The sequence below is a fragment of the Haliscomenobacter sp. genome (genome assembly GCF_040403615.1).
In the GTDB taxonomy this organism is placed as follows: Bacteria; Bacteroidota; Bacteroidia; order Chitinophagales; family Saprospiraceae; genus Haliscomenobacter.
Genome location: NZ_JBBAKG010000009.1, coordinates 84,629 through 102,204, shown reverse-complemented (window position 1 = coordinate 102,204; position 17,576 = coordinate 84,629). Strand labels below are relative to the sequence as shown.

The 17,576-nt window shown below is 47.6% G+C and carries 13 protein-coding genes; 6 read left to right on the top strand and 7 right to left on the bottom strand.

Features of this window, described 5'->3' with window-relative positions; genetic code table 11:
• Positions 1 to 306 precede the first annotated feature (306 nt).
• Together ABW391_RS04970 and ABW391_RS04965 are read left to right on the top strand one after the other, a co-directional pair.
• A complete protein-coding gene (locus ABW391_RS04970; protein WP_353480725.1) occupies positions 307 to 1,965 on the top strand; it encodes an amino acid permease in 1,659 nt (552 codons plus the stop codon).
• A 27-nt stretch (positions 1,966 to 1,992) separates the two neighbouring features.
• Positions 1,993 to 2,526, top strand: a complete 534-nt coding sequence (locus ABW391_RS04965; RefSeq protein ID WP_353480724.1) for a hypothetical protein — start codon at positions 1,993 to 1,995, stop codon at positions 2,524 to 2,526.
• Between the two features lie 57 nt (positions 2,527 to 2,583).
• Here ABW391_RS04965 and ABW391_RS04960 read toward each other — a convergent pair whose 3' ends face one another.
• Positions 2,584 to 5,751, bottom strand: a complete 3,168-nt coding sequence (locus tag ABW391_RS04960) for a ligand-binding sensor domain-containing protein (protein ID WP_353480723.1) — start codon at positions 5,749 to 5,751, stop codon at positions 2,584 to 2,586.
• 207 nt (positions 5,752 to 5,958) lie between these two features.
• Here ABW391_RS04960 and ABW391_RS04955 point away from each other — a divergent pair, with 207 nt between their 5' ends.
• The 3 genes from ABW391_RS04955 (at position 5,959) to ABW391_RS04945 (ending at position 8,744) form a co-directional block, all read left to right on the top strand.
• Positions 5,959 to 7,176 (top strand): Pycsar system effector family protein, encoded by a 1,218-nt coding sequence (locus ABW391_RS04955; RefSeq protein WP_353480722.1) that lies wholly within the window; start codon positions 5,959 to 5,961, stop codon positions 7,174 to 7,176.
• A gap of 61 nt (positions 7,177 to 7,237) precedes the next feature.
• Positions 7,238 to 8,458: a metal-dependent hydrolase family protein gene (locus ABW391_RS04950; protein WP_353480730.1), complete on the top strand. Its 1,221-nt coding sequence runs from the start codon at positions 7,238 to 7,240 to the stop codon at positions 8,456 to 8,458.
• 7 nt (positions 8,459 to 8,465) lie between these two features.
• Positions 8,466 to 8,744, top strand: a complete 279-nt coding sequence (locus ABW391_RS04945) for a hypothetical protein (RefSeq protein WP_353480721.1) — start codon at positions 8,466 to 8,468, stop codon at positions 8,742 to 8,744.
• Between the two features lie 3 nt (positions 8,745 to 8,747).
• Here the strand turns inward: ABW391_RS04945 and uvrC are convergent, their stop codons facing one another.
• The 3 genes from uvrC to ABW391_RS04930 all read right to left on the bottom strand — a co-directional run bounded on the left by uvrC (position 8,748) and on the right by ABW391_RS04930 (position 13,131).
• Entirely contained in the window at positions 8,748 to 10,556 is a 1,809-nt protein-coding gene (gene uvrC / locus ABW391_RS04940; protein ID WP_353480720.1) for an excinuclease ABC subunit UvrC, read from the bottom strand.
• 87 nt (positions 10,557 to 10,643) lie between these two features.
• Entirely contained in the window at positions 10,644 to 12,011 is a 1,368-nt protein-coding gene (locus ABW391_RS04935; protein WP_353480719.1) for an N-acetylmuramoyl-L-alanine amidase, read from the bottom strand.
• Positions 12,012 to 12,045: 34 nt separating this feature from the next.
• Positions 12,046 to 13,131 carry a potassium channel family protein gene (locus ABW391_RS04930; RefSeq protein WP_353480718.1) on the bottom strand — a complete coding sequence of 362 codons (1,086 nt, stop codon included), beginning with the start codon at positions 13,129 to 13,131 and terminating at the stop codon, positions 12,046 to 12,048.
• 133 nt (positions 13,132 to 13,264) lie between these two features.
• Between ABW391_RS04930 and ABW391_RS04925 the strand changes: the two genes are divergently transcribed.
• Entirely contained in the window at positions 13,265 to 14,353 is a 1,089-nt protein-coding gene (locus ABW391_RS04925) for an amidohydrolase family protein (RefSeq protein WP_353480717.1), read from the top strand.
• Positions 14,354 to 14,519: 166 nt separating this feature from the next.
• Here ABW391_RS04925 and ABW391_RS04920 read toward each other — a convergent pair whose 3' ends face one another.
• The 3 genes from ABW391_RS04920 to ABW391_RS04910 all read right to left on the bottom strand — a co-directional run bounded on the left by ABW391_RS04920 (position 14,520) and on the right by ABW391_RS04910 (position 17,359).
• Positions 14,520 to 15,425 (bottom strand): energy transducer TonB, encoded by a 906-nt coding sequence (locus ABW391_RS04920; RefSeq protein ID WP_353480716.1) that lies wholly within the window; start codon positions 15,423 to 15,425, stop codon positions 14,520 to 14,522.
• A gap of 281 nt (positions 15,426 to 15,706) precedes the next feature.
• A complete protein-coding gene (locus ABW391_RS04915; RefSeq protein ID WP_353480715.1) occupies positions 15,707 to 17,059 on the bottom strand; it encodes an alpha-L-fucosidase in 1,353 nt (450 codons plus the stop codon).
• A gap of 66 nt (positions 17,060 to 17,125) precedes the next feature.
• The gene (locus ABW391_RS04910) at positions 17,126 to 17,359 is read right to left on the bottom strand and encodes a DUF2283 domain-containing protein (RefSeq protein WP_353480714.1); all 234 of its coding nucleotides are present in this window, start codon (positions 17,357 to 17,359) and stop codon (positions 17,126 to 17,128) included.
• Positions 17,360 to 17,576: the final 217 nt, after the last annotated feature.

The following is a 17,576-nucleotide window of genomic DNA, read 5'->3' as shown; positions in this document are numbered from 1 at the left end:
CAATATCAACAACTAACTCGATTGTTCGGATTTGTGGGTAATTGACAGACCTAAGATACCTCAGAAGTCACCTAAGTCAATTCGTTTTTATATCCAGGTGCTTCTGAAGTGTCTTAGGTGGTGAAAAAAAATAAAAAAAATCGAAGATTTTTATTTTAGCTTATGTAACCTCCCAAATCAATCTGTAAACAGGCAAAGTCCCAACTTTTCAACGCTTCAAGTAGCAACTCTTCAAGTTTTTAGGTAATTTTCGCAAAATACCTAACCCGTGCCTTTTTTGCGCGCATTCACAGAAAACCTAATCACATGGATTTCAAGTCATTGTTTCGCCAAAAGCCTATTCAGTCCGTTCTCCATGATCCCGAAGGCAGCCCACATGGCTCCATGAATCGTACCCTTACTGTACGTGACCTCACCTTTATGGGCGTCGCAGCAGTGATTGGGGCAGGGATTTTTTCAACCATTGGAGGGGCTGCATTCAAAGGCGGACCAGGCGTAAGTTTACTCTTTTTGATCACTGCCGTGACTTGCGGGTTTACCGCCATGTGTTATGCAGAATTTGCTGCACGCGTACCCGTTTCAGGGAGTGCGTATACTTACTCTTATGTCACTTTTGGAGAAATGGTTGCCTGGATCATTGGCTGGGCTTTGATCCTGGAATACGCCATTGGCAACATTGTGGTGGCCATATCCTGGAGTGCTTATTTCAACAATATCCTCCAGGCCATCGGCATTCAATTGCCCCAATGGCTCACCATCGGCTACCAATCGGCGGCCATGGATTATCGAGAGGCGTTGGAAACAGGGAAAGCTGTAGAAGATTTGGCTTACACCCTGGCACCTGATTTCATGGGCTTCAAGTTTATCATCAACCTACCCGCCTTCGTGATTGTCATCTTGGTGACCTGGCTGGTACTGATTGGCATCAAAGAGAGCAAGCGCATCGCCAACGGCATGGTTTTGCTCAAAATAGCCATCCTGGTTTTGGTCGCAATGATTGGATTTTGGTATATTTTTTCAGAAGGTACAACGTCCAACTGGACTCCTTTTTTACCCAATGGAATGAACGGCGTATTGGCGGGTGTATCCGGTGTTTTCTTTGCTTACATTGGATTTGATGCCATATCTACTACGGCGGAAGAATGCAAAGACCCGCAGCGGGATCTGCCGTTGGGGATGATTTATTCGCTGATTTTGTGTACAGTGATTTATGTAGTGACCACCCTGGTCATTACGGGAATGGTCAACTACTCCGAGTTTGAAAACGTGACCGATCCGCTGGCTTATGTTTTTGAAAAAATCAACATGAAAGCGGTTGGATTTATCGTCTCGGTCAGTGCAGTAGTAGCAGCTACCAGCGTTTTGCTGGTTTTCCAGCTTGGCCAGCCCCGCATCTGGATGAGCATGAGCCGTGATGGTTTGTTGCCCAAACGTTTTTCCAACATCCACCCGCGTTACCGCACGCCCAGCTTCGCTACTTTTATCACCGGCCTTCTGGTAGGCATTCCGGTATTGGTCATTGATGATGGTTTGGTGACCGACCTCACCAGTATCGGTACGCTATTTGCATTTGTATTGGTATGTGGCGGCGTATTGATTTTGCCAAGAAGACCTAAAGAACCGGGCAAATTCAACATGCCTTACGTCAATGGCAAATTTATAGTACCAATTTTGGTTGTCCTCGCCATGGTTGGTTTTCGGGAGCGTTTAGGGACTGCATTTAGTAACCTTGGACATGAAAATTATCAGGAAATTCTTTTCCTTCTTTTTATCCTGCTTGCCGTTTGTATTGCAGTGATGAGTTTTCTGCGCAATTACTCCTTGATTCCGGTGCTGGGCATGCTGTGCTGTGCTTACCTGATGATCGAAATTCCCGCCAAAAGCTGGATGGTGTTTTTTGGTTGGATGGGAGTGGGTTTGCTGATTTATTTCTTTTATGGGATGCGACACAGTAAACTCAATTAAGGGTTTACCAAATTAAATATTCTTCCGATGAAATCATTCTTCTTGTGTCTTGGATTTTCATTGGTGTCCTTAATGAGTAAAGCTCAGGAACTGCCTGTTCCACTCCAGGAGCACCTGCTTCAGGTTGGAGCGGAGTTGTTGTATCCTGTAGATGCAGATTACAAGCCTTTGTACATCCCGGAGGATTTATTCCAGCCTTATGATTATGCCATTCGTTCGGGCAAAGAAGGGGTAGAAATTCGCTTTCTTTTTTTGCCCAAAATGGGCAATGAACCGCATGCGCAGGTCAACAGCTACCGCATGGCGCTGCACATTGGCGACAATCAAACGAGTACGAGTTTTACTGCAAGGGAACTGACAGAACGGGAGCTCAAAGAAGTGTTCAACGCAGATTGGGGCAGGGTGTACATCCTCAAGCCCAAGGCGGCTTTTTCGATGCAGCAGTATTGCCGTTTTTTGGTTTTGCACAAGCACGACCAAGGCATCATTTGCGTCTTTTATCTTTTTGACAAACCCAGCTTGGCCATTGATCAGCGCCTTCATATGGTGAGATACCAATAGAGTTGAAGGGTTGAAAAGTTGAAGAGAAATCGATCCAACCGCACTGCCCAAAACTTTTTAACCTTTCAACTCTTCAACTTTTTTACTTACAAAATACATCTCAATGATGTCTTTGTCGCGATCGGTAAACTGGCCATGGTTTTCGCAAGTGAAATCACCATTCAGGAGCTGGTAGGTCGTTTCTGATACATTGACCTTCCCAGCTTCGCCTTCGGATTCCATACGCGAGGCGATATTAACCGTATCGCCCCAAATATCGTAGGCAAACTTTTTGGTTCCAACTACTCCAGCCACCACTGGACCGGAATGGATGCCGATGCGGGCTTCAAATGCGGGCTGGCCTGAAGCACGGCGGATTGCTGCAGTTTCCTTTAAAAACACCTGAATGTCCTGCGCAGCCATGACCACTCTCCGCGCACTTTCCGCAGGCGAATAATCGATGCCTTCTTCCATGCACATGTAGGCATCGCCAATGGTTTTGATTTTTTCCAGGCCATATCGGTCAATGATGGCATCAAAAGCGCCAAAACAGTGATCAATCTCTCGCACCAGTTCCTCTGGTTCCATTTGCTCGGCAATGCTCGAAAAGCCTTTGAAATCGGTAAACATTACCGTCACGTGTTCGTATCTCCTGGCGCTCGCTTTGCCAGTGGTCTTGAGTTCTTCGGCGGTTTGAGCGGGCAAGATATTGAGCAGGAGCTGATCCGATTTGTGTTTTTCTTCTTCCAGTTCGCTGGTGCGTATCCGCACGAGGCGTTCCAGGGCTTTTTCCCGTTTGCGGATGGTGTAAATGCGGTAACGCAAAAAGGCATAAATGCACCCGATAATGAAGAGCAAGCAAGTGATGATAAAAGGCCAGGATTTGTAAAATGCCTGCTCGATGGTCATATCGATGGACATTTCGCTGGATTTGTTCAAACTGCCTGCGGTGATCGCTTTTACCCGAAACACATAATTGCCTGCGGGAATATTGCTGTACATGACGGTGTGCTCATTGTCGAACGGCGACCACTTTCGATCGTAATTCTCCAGCATGTACGCAAAATGGTTTTGGTTGGGCTCCCGATAGTTTGCTGCCGCAAAACTGATCGTGAAGTAGCGGTCATTGTGGCGTAAAAAAACAGAACGTTGCTTGTTGATGGCGGCTGTACGCGAAAAAATGGTATCCAGCTCACCGCTGTAGTGCGTGAATTTGGTAAAAAGCAGCGGTGCTTCGTAGGCTTTGGTTTCTTTTTTCCAGAATTGAGGGCCAGGAAAAAATGCATTTACGCCATCCAAGCCTCCAAAATACAGTCGACCATTGCGGGTGCGCAGCGCCGAAATTCGATTGAATTCGTTGTTGGATAAGCCATCTTGTTCCATAAAAGGAATAAAGCGTTCCTGCCTGATACTCATGCGGTTTAAGCCCAGATAGGTACTCACCCACAAACAGGAATCACCTTCCGGCAGTATGGCCGTAACGATGTCATTGGACAAACCCGAACTTTGGTTGTAAAGGGTATTTTGGCGGTTTTGCAAATTGATTTTTTGCAAACCCATGTCTGTTCCAAGCCACAAAATTCCACGGCGGTCTTCGAAAATGCAGTTGATTCGGCGCGGATAGGTTTCCGCCTGGCTGTTTTTACTGCCAAAAAAATGTTTGCGTTTGCCCGTTTTGGTATTCAACTGATACAGACCCTGATCAATGGTTCCTATCCATAAGATATCGGGATTTCGACCTGCTTGCAAAAAACTGATTTCACCGGATTCTACCGACCAGGTTGCATTGGTGCCTCGATAACGTTGCAATTTCTTGCGTTTGGGATCAAACTGGTACAGATTGTGGCCGTAACCAAACCAAACTATCCCCTTGGCATCCACGGTTACAACCCCTCCAATTTCACGATCGGCATCGGGGAAAAGCTTTTTCTGGGTCAGTTTTTTGGTGTCAATTTGCCAGCCATTGCCCGTGTACAAGTAGCCCTTGAAGTAGTACAAACCGAAAGGCAGGTTGGAAAAACTGTAATAGGGAAAAAGCAAGCGCAAGGAGTTGGATGCCGGATCGAGTACGTGAATTGAATTGTAGTACGAGAGGTAAACTCGCCCTTGCTCATCCTCGGCCATGCCCCGAATGCTGCATTGAATATCCCGGCAGTTTTCATTTCCCCCGGTCAGGTATTGGCTGAACAGTTTTTCTGATTCTACAATTTTGATCACCCCGTAATCGCTGGCAACCCAGATCACCCCCGATCGGTCGCGAAAAACCTGTCGGTAATTGGGCATGGATTTAAGGAGGAAGCGCACCCGCTCGTCGTAGTTTTCCAGCACATTGGTTGCGGTGATGAAATGCCACAATTTGCCCTGGCCAGCCAACCAGATATTGCCCAAAGGATCAATCAGCATTGAATTGTACAAGCCGCCTTTAGGTAAGTACCGATTGACGGGGTGAAGTTCGACCTGGCTTTGCGGGTCATTCAGGGTGTAGACTTGACCGGATGAGGTCAATATCCACAGTTTTCCTCCAGTCGCATGCAGGTGAACGATCTGGTTGCTTTCATTGGCCGCTCCGGGTAAAATTATTTTGGATTCCAGTCGACCAAATTGCGGCGAAATCAACCACAGCTCATTGTTTTGTGCCCCTACAAAAATGTACCCATTGAATTGAACGATCGGGCGATGAGGGGCCTTCCCTTTTAGACTGGCAACTTTGACCAATTTTCCATTTTCCTCCAAGCGTTGCAAGGAAACTTTGCCGGTTTGACCGCTCAAGGCCGCCATCCACAGCGCACCTTGGGTATCCTGAAAGAGATTGTGCGGCGTAAGCTCTTCTTGTATTTTTGGGATCGGAGTCCTGGGATTAAGCGGCGCAGCATGGAGGTGGCGCGTTTGAATTTGGTGCGTTTCCGTGATAAAGGTGCTGACGTGGTTTTGGCCAGCCAACCACAACTCATTGTTGCGGCCAATGCTCATGTCGGAAATAACATCCAGTGTCGCTTTCTGGTGGTCGGTTCGGCTGTGGTAACGCTCAAATTCGTATCCGTCAAAGCGGTTCAAGCCATCCATTGTCGCTACCCAAATAAAACCACTGTTGTCTTGGGCAATTTTAAATACATCTCGGTGGCTGAGGCCATCTTCAAGGTCGTATACTTTGAACTGATACTGCGCGGATTGAGCCACAAGGATACCACTGGTACTTCCCAACCACATGATGAATCCCAAGAGCAGTGTCCGCGTGTATTTGTTCATAATTGTACCACACCTTGAATAGCCTGCTTATTAGCTGCCAAACTAAGGATTTTTTTTAGTAACGCAGTTTAGCCTATTCAATTTTTATAGATGTGTCTGAAAAAAGCAAAAAAATATGCCTGCTCAATATTAACAAAACAACAAGCAATTCCCCATGCTTTCTTTTTTCCCAAAATATTAATACTTTGGCGGAGCAAGCGCTTCAATATGGAAACCATACAATCTCCGCCTCAAAATCTTGCCACAGCTGCTGAAAAATACGTTAAACAGTATTTTCGCGACCACATTGACGAAAAGTACTTTTACCATAATTTCCAGCATACCTGTGATGTGATTGAAACTGCCCGACGTTTGGGTGCAGGGTATGCCCTCTCAGTCAACGATACCGAAGCACTCATTGTGGCTGCCTGGTTTCACGACACCGGCTACGACCAGGGAGCAGCAGGCCATGAAGCCCGTGGGCAAGTCAATGTCCGGCGTTTTTTGGAAAAACACGCTTACCCGGAGGCCGGAATTCAGAAAGTGGAGCATTTGATTGAAGCCACACAGATCAGTTTTCAACCCCGCAACTTGCTTGAGGAAGTTATCCGGGACTCCGATTACAGCCACCTGGGCTCTGAGTTGTACTGGGATCGTTGCAGTCGGGTGCGCCAGGAATTACTGATGACTCGGCAAAGTTTTTTGACGGAGGAAGAATGGGTACAATTTGAGCTGGACTTTATCACCAATCACCATTACCATACCGAACTGGCACGTCAATATTTTGACAACGGGAAGTTCAAAAACATCAAGCAACTCAAAAAATACCAACAGCGCATTGCCCCATCTGAGGACAGCAATGAAGACCGCAAGTTGAAAAAGCAAAAGAAAAAAACGGAGAAAGAATTCAAAGAAATGAACCTTGGCAGGGGGGTCGAGACCATGTACCGAAATACGCACCGCACCCACTTGAATCTGAGCGTTATGGCCGACAACAAGGCCAACATCATGCTCAGTATCAACGCGATCATCATTTCGATTGTCATTTCAAGCCTGATTCCAAGTTTTGAACAACATCCCGAATACATCATCCCTACTTTTCTACTTTTGGCAGTTTGTTTGGCCGCGTTAATTTTTGCCATTCTTTCTACGCGCCCCAAAATCACCAAGGGAGAGTTTTCACGTGAAGAGATTGAAAACAAAAGAACCAATCTGCTGTTCTTTGGAAACTTCTACAACATGACCCTCGATGATTTTGATTGGGGCATGACGGAAATGATCAAAGACCGGGATTTTTTATACAGCTCAATGACACGGGACATTTATTATTTAGGCAAAGTATTGGCCCAAAAGTACCGTTACTTGCGCATTTGTTACAGTATTTTCATGTATGGCCTAATTGCAGTCGTCTTTGCTTTTGCAATCGCGCTGTGGCTGAATAGTTGATATGAATTGGAAAACCTTTCTTTTTGGAGTCCTGATTGGCTTGCAACCTGGATTTTCAGGAATGCAAGCACAAGTTGCCTTTCCCAGCCTGATCATCCCTGCCCGTGTTTTTGATGGACAGGAAATGCACGAATCCTGGGTAGTCCTGATCGAAAACGGCAAGATCAAAGCTGTAGGCCCCATTGGTCAATTGTCAATCCCCAGCAACGCAAAACGGATTGAACTTCCGGGTACGACCTTGTTACCCGGTCTTATCGAAGGGCATTCTCACCTCTTGTTGCACCCTTACAATGAAACAAGCTGGAATGATCAGGTACTTGTCGAATCTGAAGCGGAAAGGGTAGTTCGGGCTACCGTACATGCCCGCAAAACCTTGGAAGCAGGTTTTACCACCGTTCGCGATTTGGGATCAGAAGGCGCGGGCTATGCCGATGTAGGACTCAAACAAGCCATTGAAAAAGGGATCATTCCTGGCCCACGTATGTTGGTGGCAGGGCCGGCCATTGTTGCCACGGGCAGCTATGGACCAAAGGGTTTTGCAGCCCACGTTGAGGTGCCATTGGGCGCAGAAGAAGCTGATGGGGTTGACAACCTGATCAAAGTAGTACGCAACCAAATGGGCAAAGGCGCTGACGTGGTCAAAGTATATGCCGATTACCGCTGGGGACTGCGCAATGAAGCGCGGGCCACTTTTTCATTGGAAGAATTGCAATTGATGGTCAAAACCGCGGCCAGCAGTGGGCGCGGCGTGGTGGCTCATGCCGGAACGGTTGAAGGCATGCGTAGGGCGATTTTGGCAGGAGTTGTCAGCATCGAACACGGCGACGAAGGCACCCCGGAAATTTTCAAATTGATGGCCGAAAAAGGCGTAGCCCTCTGCCCTACCTTGGCCGCTGGCGATGCCATCTTGCAATATCGAGGGTGGAAAAAAGGCATCGATCCCGATCCAGAGCGCATCGTGCAAAAACGCAAAACTTTTGCTCAGGCCCTGGCAGCCGGCGTAACCATCTTGGCAGGTGGAGATGTGGGCGTTTTTGCCCACGGAGACAATGCCCGCGAGTTGGAAATGATGGTGGATTATGGCATGAAACCATTGGATGTGCTCAAGTCTGCAACCTCCATCAACGCCAAAGTTTTTGGTCTGCAAGACCAGCTTGGCGCAATCCGCCCTGGCCTGTTGGCGGATATTCTGGTGGTAGATGGCCGCCCTGATCAAAACATTCAGGACTTGCGCAAAATTCGCCTGGTGATCAAGCAAGGAAACGTCGTTTTCGAAAAATAAAACTCGAATGAACAACAGCAAATTATGGATCAATCGCCTGATGTATACGGCGGCGATTTTGGCAGCTTCTTCCCTTGCCGTTAAATTGGCGGGGTCAAATCCTCATTTTCCAGCCACCTCAAGAGAAGCTTTTTTATTGGTGAATCTTTCCTGGGGTTTCGGCATCAGCATTTTGGTGGTTTATATTCTGAGTACATTTTCCCTCAAACGCCCGGTAGGTGCCATTGCCATGTTGGGTTGCTTAATGCTGTTGATTTTGGGTGGGTTTCTATATTGGATTGGGTAAAATTTATTCTATCTCCTTGTCAAAATACGCCTTGACCACCTTGGCTTTGGCCATGCCCAAGACCTCAATCAACTCTGAGGCCAGGGCCTCTCGCACCTTTCTGACCGAACCAAAGTGGATGAGCAGTTTTTGTGCGGTTTTTTCACCAATGCCCGGAATGTTGTTCAATTCAGTTTCAATAAAATTCTTGGAACGCTGATCGCGGTGAAACGTAATCGCAAAGCGGTGCGCCTCGTTGCGGGCTTGCTGAATGAGTTTGAGCGATTCCGATTTTTTGTTGATGTACAAAGGGACAGAATCTCCCGGAAAAAAAATCTCCTCCAGGCGTTTGGCCACTCCGATCACCGTCATTTTTCCTGTCAATCCCAATCCGATGATGCTTTCCATGGCTGCACTCAATTGGCCTTTGCCCCCATCGATGATCACCAGTTGGGGCAGGGGTTGATTTTCGTCCAGCAAACGGCGGTAACGGCGGTGCACAACTTCTTTCATGGTGTCAAAGTCGTTGGGGCCAACCACGGTTTTGACTTTAAAATGGCGGTAATCCTGCTTGGAAGGTTTGGCATTTTTGAACACCACACAGGAAGAAACCGGATTGGTACCCTGAATATTGGAGTTGTCGAAGCACTCGATGTGCATGGGCAGGTTTTGCATTTGCAAATCGGCCTGTAGGGTGCGCAAAATCCGCTCGGCAGGCGTTTGCCGCTTGGTTTTGCTCACTTCATCCCGTTTTTTCTGGGCGCGGTAGTACTGTACATTTTTGAGGGAAAGCTCCAGTAGTTTGCGTTTTTCCCCAATTTTTGGCACCGTGATGCTTAGGTTTTTATCGGCCAGGGTGACTTCAAAAGGCAAGATCAACTCTGGCGCAATGCTGTTGAACCGATCCCGGATCAGTGGAATGGCGTAGGCCAGCAGATCGCTTTCTTCTTCCTCCAAATTGACCTGGATCTCCTGGATATGGGTATGGATGATGACCCCATTGACGACCCGCAGGTAATTGACATAAGCTTCGGTTTCATCGCTCGCAATCGAGAATACGTCCACGTCCCGGATGCTGGAACTCACCACGGTACTTTTGGCCTGGTAATCTTCAAAAGCGGTCAGTTTTTCTTTGATGTCCTGAGCTTTTTCAAACTCCATTTTTTCGGCGTAACTGTTCATCAAACCTTTGAAATGCTGGATAACCGGGTTGAAATTGCCACGCAGAATGTTTTTGATTTGCTCGATTTTGGCCTTGTAGCTGGCTTCGTCTTCCAGCCCCTGACAAGGGCCCTGGCAGTTTTTGATGTGGTATTCCAGGCAGACCTTGTACTTGCCAGCGGCAATATTTTCGGGTGCCAAATTGAGCTGGCAAGTGCGCAATGGAAACAATTGACGCAGCAATTCCCAAATGACCTGGGTACGGAATTTGGAGGTGTAGGGGCCAAAATAAATAGAACCATCGCGAATGACCCGCCGTGTAAAAAACACCCTGGGAAAGGGTTCTTTTTTGATGCAGATGTAGGAATAAGACCGGTCATCTTTGAGCATCACGTTGTAGCGCGGCTGGTTTTCTTTGATCAGGGCACTTTCTAGCAGCAGGGCATCGGTTTCGCTTTCCACAATAGTGATCTCAATGCGGAACGAGTTTTTGACCATCATGCGGGTACGAAACAGGCGGTCTTTGCGCTCTCCAAAATAACTCGACACCCGATTCTTGAGGTTTTTGGCCTTGCCTACATACAGGATGGTATCGCCTTCATCGATGAAGCGGTACACGCCAGGATATTTGGGGATGGTGTCAGCAATTTTTTTAAAGTCGTCAGTGGTCATGCCATTCGCTTAGTAACGCAGAAAAATTAACTTCCCGTTTTTGGGTTACAGAATCAATTGGGAAATGCTCAAGATGAGCGAAAGTTTTCAGAACTGCAAAACAACTTGCTTGGCGATGGATCTTTGTGCAGTATCCGTGATTTTCAGCACATATGTTCCTCTTGGAAGATGTCCACACTGCACCTCCAGGGTTTGCAGGTTGTATGGCACATTGATCGATTGCCCCATCAGGTTGTACAATTCCAGGCGAGAGATGTTTGCTCCGCTGCTTAGGCGCAAGCGAAAGGAATGTTGCGCAGGGTTGGGTACAATATCAATTGTATAATCAACAATAGTGGGGTTTTGGGTCGCAACCGTTAGGGCACAGGCCACAATGTTGCTGGCCACTTTGCTGCGCATCTCCGCAAGCTTAACGAAGACGTTGTTTCCTGGGCATTCGGTGGCACAGCCGTCGCGGTGGCCGCTGATGTGGTTCAGCACGGTATTGCTGCGGGCAAAAACTGAATTTTTCACCGGATCGATGCTGGAATTGCAGCTTTTCCAGGCCAGCAAATCCGCCAGTTTATTCAACATAACCGTAGTTGGTTCTACTTCCTGAAAGTTGCCGAGCAGGCACACCCCCATGGTACCCGTATTCGTGTTGCAAAAATGTGCACCGATGACGTTGTTGCCCCCACTCCGGCCTTCGTACAAAACGCCATTGGGATCGATCAGGTAATTGTAGGCGATATCACAATACGCACGGGTATTGACATGAAAATCCCAGATACCGAGTACGACTTGCGCCCAATTGTTGGAGGTATTGACCCCCGCCGAATGGTGTACGATGAGGTGCGTCACCGTGGCATATCCGGGTGAGGCACAGGGGCGAGGGGCACCCCAGGTTTGGCGCGATACCATGCCTGGCAAGGGGCAAGGGCATCCGCGCAGTTCTGGCTCGATAGGCTTGATCAGCATAGCGCCCGATTTTTGGGGAGCGATTACCGGATTGAACAAATTGATGTTGAGATCCGCTGGGATTTCAACTCCCGCAGGCAGGATTATTTTTAGCTGAATAAACCGTACCCTGGCATCAATCTGTCGCAATTCGCTCACCTCCATGATTGATTCTTCCTCTGCGTGCTGGTCGATGGGTAGTTTTTGCCAGGCGCCCCATTTGCCGCGTCTTTTCTCGCGGTATTCAAAATTCACCGCTTTAGTCTCAATTGGCGTTTTCAGCCAGTTGAGTGCCAAGGTGAAAAAATTTTCCACCTCGTCGGCAAATTTAATTTTGATGGGCTTCAGGATTGAGATTGTCCCTGCAGATTTTTGCAACGGTGTCTCTGCGTTGGTGCTTTGGATTTGGTCTGGGGTAACTTTGATTTTATGGCGATTGGGGGATATTTCTTGCCCGTTTTGACTGAAACAAGGCAAAACTGCGCATAAAAAAAAGGCCAAAATTGCAGCGTTTCTCATTGGTTAAGAATTGAAAAATTGAGCAAAAAGAGTACTACGTTTGTGGAAATGCTTCCAAATAATCCTTGAGATCTTTCAATTGTTGCTTGTCGCCCAAAATGATAAAACTGGTTCCAGGCGACAACAGCGTATCTGAAGAAGGGTTGATATTGTAATACCCCTGGGCATCTCGAAAGCCAATGACGTTGGCCCCTGTATTTTGCCGGATCATCAATTCACTCAATTTTCGGTCCTGGCAATTGGGCGGCGCAATCGCATAATTCAGTTCTTCAAAACCAATATCCGAACTGTGCTCATTGGTCATAAAAGAAAAGAATTCTACTGCGCCAGGTTTGGAAACCAGGGTAGCCATGTAAAAACCGCCAATCTGCTCGGGCATCACCACGTGGTTAGCACCGGCTAAGATCAACTTTTTTTGCGATTTTGGGTCTTTTGCCCTGCTGATAATGTCCAATTGGGGATTCAATTGTCGCGCAGTAAGCACGATAAACACATTGTCGGAATCATCAGGCAAAGCAGCAATCAATGAGCGAGCCCGACCAACGCCCGCAGCAACCAGGGCTTCATCATGCGTCGCATCTTCTTCAATGTACAATATGTCATGCTCAGATCCTTGAATGGAAGCAATGCGCTCGGGATTGATGTCGATGACCACAAAAGGAATTTTGTGCTTCAAAAAATTTTGGGTAATCTCGCGGCCATATTTCCCAAAACCACACACGATCACATGGTTGGAGAGTCCTTCAATGGCGCTTTTTACGCGGTTGGTGTACATCGATTTAAATATTTCACCCTGGATGATGTAATAGGAAAACACGGATAGAACGTAGGCAAAAACCCCTATGTTGAAAAGAATGTAAAAAGATACAAATATTTTTCCTGGATCATCCAGTCTTTTGACTTCTGTAAATCCAACGGTAGAGATCGTAATGACGGTTTGGTAAAAGGCATCGATCAGCTCAAAATCTTCCAACCACATCAATCCCGTAATGCCCACCAATACATCAATGATGAAGATGGCAATGGCCAATTTCATGCTGAGCATGGAACCGGGAAGCTGGCGGGTTTTCCACGAATGCCATTTACGGGCTCTGCCGATGACTTTGTTTAAAAATGCCATTGATCTGTTTGGGTGTAAAAAGTTCAGTAATTTACTAATTTATGGGTAAAATTGTGGCAAAAAAGCCAGGATCATTGTTTTAGTCTTGGACAAGTGCTTAGCATTTATTAATCTTTGAAGTAATAACCTATCCATGAAGCGATTAATCTACCTATTCTTGTTGTTGACGGTTTTGCCCCTCTGCGTTAGAGCACAAACCATGGATTTTGAAAAATACGATCCACCCTCCTCCCTGGTTGTACCCGAACATGTACTGACCCGCTCCAAGTTCCCATTTCTGGATGTACACAGTCACCACTGGAACATGGCTACCCAAGACCTGACGGGGTTGATTAAAGAAATGGACTCCCTCAACATGGGCGTGTGTATGAACCTTAGCGGCCGGGGCGGAGCTGCCCTCAAGGCCATTACGGACAACATCAAAAAGTACAATCTGGAGACCCGAATCGCCGTGTTCACCAACCTGAGCTTCAAAGGCATCGATGATGCAGATTGGACAAGCAACGCCATAAAACAAATCGAATACGATGTAAAAAATGGTGCGCGAGGCTTGAAGATTTTCAAAAGCCTGGGCTTGTCTGAGCGCGACAGCAAGGGTAACCTGATTCGCGTTGACGACCCGCGGATCGATCCCGTGTGGGCCAAATGCGGTGAATTGGGCATTCCCGTCATCATCCACACCGCCGATCCCAAACAATTCTGGGATCCCCTGGATGAAAAAAACGAGCGATGGCTGGAGCTCAAACTCAATCCTGGGCGCAAACGCTCCGATACCGACCCCGCTCCTTTTGATACCCTGATCAAACAGCAGCACCATATTTTTCAAAAACACCCCAAAACCACCTTCATCAATGCGCACTTTGGCTGGTACGCCAGTGACTTGAAGAAACTGGGGCAGTTGCTGGATTTGTATCCCAACATGAACATCGAATTTGGCGCGGTGATTGCCGAGTTGGGTCGCCAACCACGGGCGGCGGCGGCCTTCTTCGATAAGTACCAAAACCGCATTCTGTTTGGCAAAGACGCTTACCACCCCGAAGAATACCCCACCTACTTTCGCGTGCTGGAAACTGCCGACGAGTACTTCCCATACCACAAACGTTACCACGCTTTTTGGCGGATGTACGGCATGGCTTTGCCAGACAAGATCCTGAAAAAAGTATACTACGAAAACGCTTTGAGGATTATCCCGGGGCTGGATCGGAAGGTTTTTGAAAAGTAGATTTCGGTGGCACATAATTCTAAATAACTCACATTACGCATTTTAACCACAGAATAACCTTAGGCAATATAGTTTGGATTCTAAGGTGCAACTTAGGTATCTGAAGTGCCTAAGGTGGTGGAAAATCACAGCAGCGAAGCTGTCTGCGTAATGTGAGTTAATAAAACTATTCCAGTTTAAACTTCACAGGCAGGTTCATCTGCACTTTCACCGGAATGCCCCGGTTGGCACCTGGCAACCACGCGGGCATGGCGCGTACCACCCGCAACGCCTCTTCTCCGCAGCCTCCGCCAATATCCTTGACAATGACGGGGTTGGAAATTTCGCCCTTTTCATTGACGATAAACCGGATCACCACCGTACCCTCAATGCCATTTTCTTTGGCAATGTCGGGGTAGCGCATTTCCTGCGCCAGGTACTGATTGAGGTTGCCTCGGAAAGCAGGCATTTGCTGTACAATGGTAAAGATTACTGGTTCTTTGGGCTTCTCTCCACGATCATCATTCATTACCACCGCTGGTGGCCCTTCTACCAGAATGGGATCGTCTTCAAAATTGATCGCATCTGGATCACCTTTGGTCGTGACCGTTCCGGGGTTGCTGGTGGTCAATTCTTGTTGGGTTGGTGGTTCCACCTCTACTTTTACCTCGTTGTCTTCAACGGCCTTGGGGGCTAAAAACGCAATCGAAGGTGCCACTGGTGGTGGCGGCGTTACAGGCGGCGGTGGCGGTGGAGCGATGGGTTCATCGGGCGGTGGCACGTCAATCATGTCCAAAGTACCATTGTATGCCGCGGCATTGTCTTTGGGAAGTGCCGATGCCAACAAGGAAGCGCCACACAAAATGCCTGCAAATCCAATTGCGATCAAACCGCCTTGCAACATCCGGCGTGAATATTGTTGGCGAAGCACATACGCGCCATAGTTTTGATTGCGGTAACGGAAGATTTCCTGTATCCAGGGCGCCTGAAACAAAGGACTGCCCACTGGCAAACCTTGTGTGGGCTGGGATGCGCCCAATTTTTTCCCACCCTGAGTTCCCTGCACGGGATCAGTTGCATGAAAATTGGCCATGTTTTTTTGATTTTAGCAAAAATCCTCCCAGGCTTGCTTCGGGGCGCCGCCGAAGCAATTACCTGAGTGGCTAATTGGCTTTGTTGTGGAAAAAGATAATGTAAAAAACTTTCAAATACCTAGATGCAGGTGGGAAGGGAAATGGTGGGCGAGGGGCTTAAAAAAATGACGAATTTTTCGAATGACGAATGACGAATTTTTCAAATGACGATTGACGAATTTTTCGAATGACGAATTGGGAGCGCTCCCAATTCGTCATTCGTCAATCGAAAAATTCGTCATTACTCTCTGGCAGATCCCTTGTACACCCCAACCTCAGCGATCTGGGCTGGAGCCAAGGCCCGCAGCACAGTAAGCCGCAATTTGGCGGTGGTAACTGGCTCAAAACGCAGCAAACGCTTGTAACCTACGGTGGTGAATTGCTTGATCAATTGCCATTCCTGGCCGTTCCAGTATTCCAGTTTGGCTTCGGCAATGCGTTGGCCTTCGGCGATGTTTTCCTTGAGCAGGAAGCGGTCGAAGGTGGCCGTTTTGGGCAGGTTGATGTCCATCGGCGTGTTTTCAGGCAAAGCGACCCAGGTACTCAGCTTGTTGTCGACCAGGCTTTTGATTTTCCCGGATTTGGCCAGGTTGGTCTTGAACGTTTCGTCCAAAATACTGCGGTATTCCTTGATGGCGGCCACGTCTTGCGGGCACAGCAAGCCCTCGCGATTTGGTGGCACGTTGAGCAGCAAGAGGCTGTTGCGGCCCGTGGATTGATAATAGAGGTTGACCAGATTTTTGGGCGAGCGTACTTTGTCGTCTTCGCTAGGGTGGTAAAACCAGCCTGGACGGATCGATACATCGGTTTCGGCAGGAATCCATTCAGTACCTTTTTCATCGCCGGTATTCAGGTATTTGGAATCGGCTACCCCGGGTGCCATGCCCAGCGTGATGATCGTCGACCAGCAGGTTTCGCCGGCATTGCCCGATTCGTTGCCCACCCAGCGCACGCCAGGGCCCGCGTCAGAAAAGCACACTGCTTTGGGTTGCAGTTGTTTGACCAGCGCCCAAAAACCCTTGAAATCGTATTGCATGTCTCTGGCATTTGGCCCACGGGCGCCATCAAACCAGACCTCGTGCACCTCGCCGTAATTGGTCAGCAATTCTTTCAACTGACTTTTGTAGAAGTCGTTGTATTGGTCGGTGCCATAGCTTTTTTCGTGCTGATCCCAGGGAGAGAGGTAGAATCCAAACTTGAGGCCATATTCCCGACAGGCGTCGGCTACTTCTTTGACCACATCGCCCTGGCCGTTTTTCCAGGGGCTGCTTTTGACCGAATGGTCGGTGTATTTGGAGGGCCAGAGGCAAAACCCATCGTGGTGCTTGGCCGTGATGATGCACATCTTGAAGCCACCAGCCTTGAGGGCAGCCACCCATTGGCGGGCGTCCAGCTTGACGGGGTTGAATATGCTCGGACTCTCCGTGCCATCGCCCCACTCCTTATCGGTATAGGTGTTTACGGTGAAGTGCAGGAAAGCAGTGGTTTCCAATTGTTGCCAGGCAACCTGAGCCGGACTGGGCTTGGGCAGGTTTTGGGCAAATAAAGTTGTACAACTAATGAAGAGTAAGCAGCAAAGCGATCTATGCAACATGGTTATATGGTTTGAGCGCTAGTTTAAGGAATTTTGATTAGAACTTACCAAAATCCTTACTTATTCTCATCCCACTTTTTTATATTCCTCTTGCCAAACAGCTTGTTCCATTGCCTTAAAAGCAGGGAATAACTCATTCTTGTGCTTTTGTACAAAATACAGGATTTCAATGCCAACAATTTGGTCGCTTTTATCGTAATCGACAACGACATGTGGCTCAACTTCCTCACTGTCTACAATTGACTGATTGCTAAGTTGGATGTAGAGCGCATCCGCTTCATTATCGTAGGTAAATTTCATTTGCAGTCATTTTTGGTTTTCCTTCTGGTATCCACATTCAAGTTTCGTGTCAAAGATTGGAATAACTTTTTGTGTGCAATAGCCTTTGTCAAATAATTGTCAATTCAAAAAAGGTTACATTTATTTAACAATATAAATTTGACTTTCAAGAAAAAATGATTGAATATTTGTTTAACAACAAAATTCCTCCTTAAAACACTAAATCTTTAGTCATGAA

Coding starts and splice junctions, on each gene's coding strand:
- ABW391_RS04970 (WP_353480725.1), top strand. CDS start 307: ATGGATTTCAAGTCATTGTTTCGCCAAAAGCCTATTCAGTCCGTTCTC.
- ABW391_RS04965 (WP_353480724.1), top strand. CDS start 1,993: ATGAAATCATTCTTCTTGTGTCTTGGATTTTCATTGGTGTCCTTAATG.
- ABW391_RS04960 (WP_353480723.1), bottom strand. CDS start 5,751: ATGAACAAATACACGCGGACACTGCTCTTGGGATTCATCATGTGGTTG.
- ABW391_RS04955 (WP_353480722.1), top strand. CDS start 5,959: ATGGAAACCATACAATCTCCGCCTCAAAATCTTGCCACAGCTGCTGAA.
- ABW391_RS04950 (WP_353480730.1), top strand. CDS start 7,238: ATGCAAGCACAAGTTGCCTTTCCCAGCCTGATCATCCCTGCCCGTGTT.
- ABW391_RS04945 (WP_353480721.1), top strand. CDS start 8,466: ATGAACAACAGCAAATTATGGATCAATCGCCTGATGTATACGGCGGCG.
- uvrC (WP_353480720.1), bottom strand. CDS start 10,556: ATGACCACTGACGACTTTAAAAAAATTGCTGACACCATCCCCAAATAT.
- ABW391_RS04935 (WP_353480719.1), bottom strand. CDS start 12,011: ATGAGAAACGCTGCAATTTTGGCCTTTTTTTTATGCGCAGTTTTGCCT.
- ABW391_RS04930 (WP_353480718.1), bottom strand. CDS start 13,131: ATGGCATTTTTAAACAAAGTCATCGGCAGAGCCCGTAAATGGCATTCG.
- ABW391_RS04925 (WP_353480717.1), top strand. CDS start 13,265: ATGAAGCGATTAATCTACCTATTCTTGTTGTTGACGGTTTTGCCCCTC.
- ABW391_RS04920 (WP_353480716.1), bottom strand. CDS start 15,425: ATGGCCAATTTTCATGCAACTGATCCCGTGCAGGGAACTCAGGGTGGG.
- ABW391_RS04915 (WP_353480715.1), bottom strand. CDS start 17,059: ATGTTGCATAGATCGCTTTGCTGCTTACTCTTCATTAGTTGTACAACT.
- ABW391_RS04910 (WP_353480714.1), bottom strand. CDS start 17,359: ATGAAATTTACCTACGATAATGAAGCGGATGCGCTCTACATCCAACTT.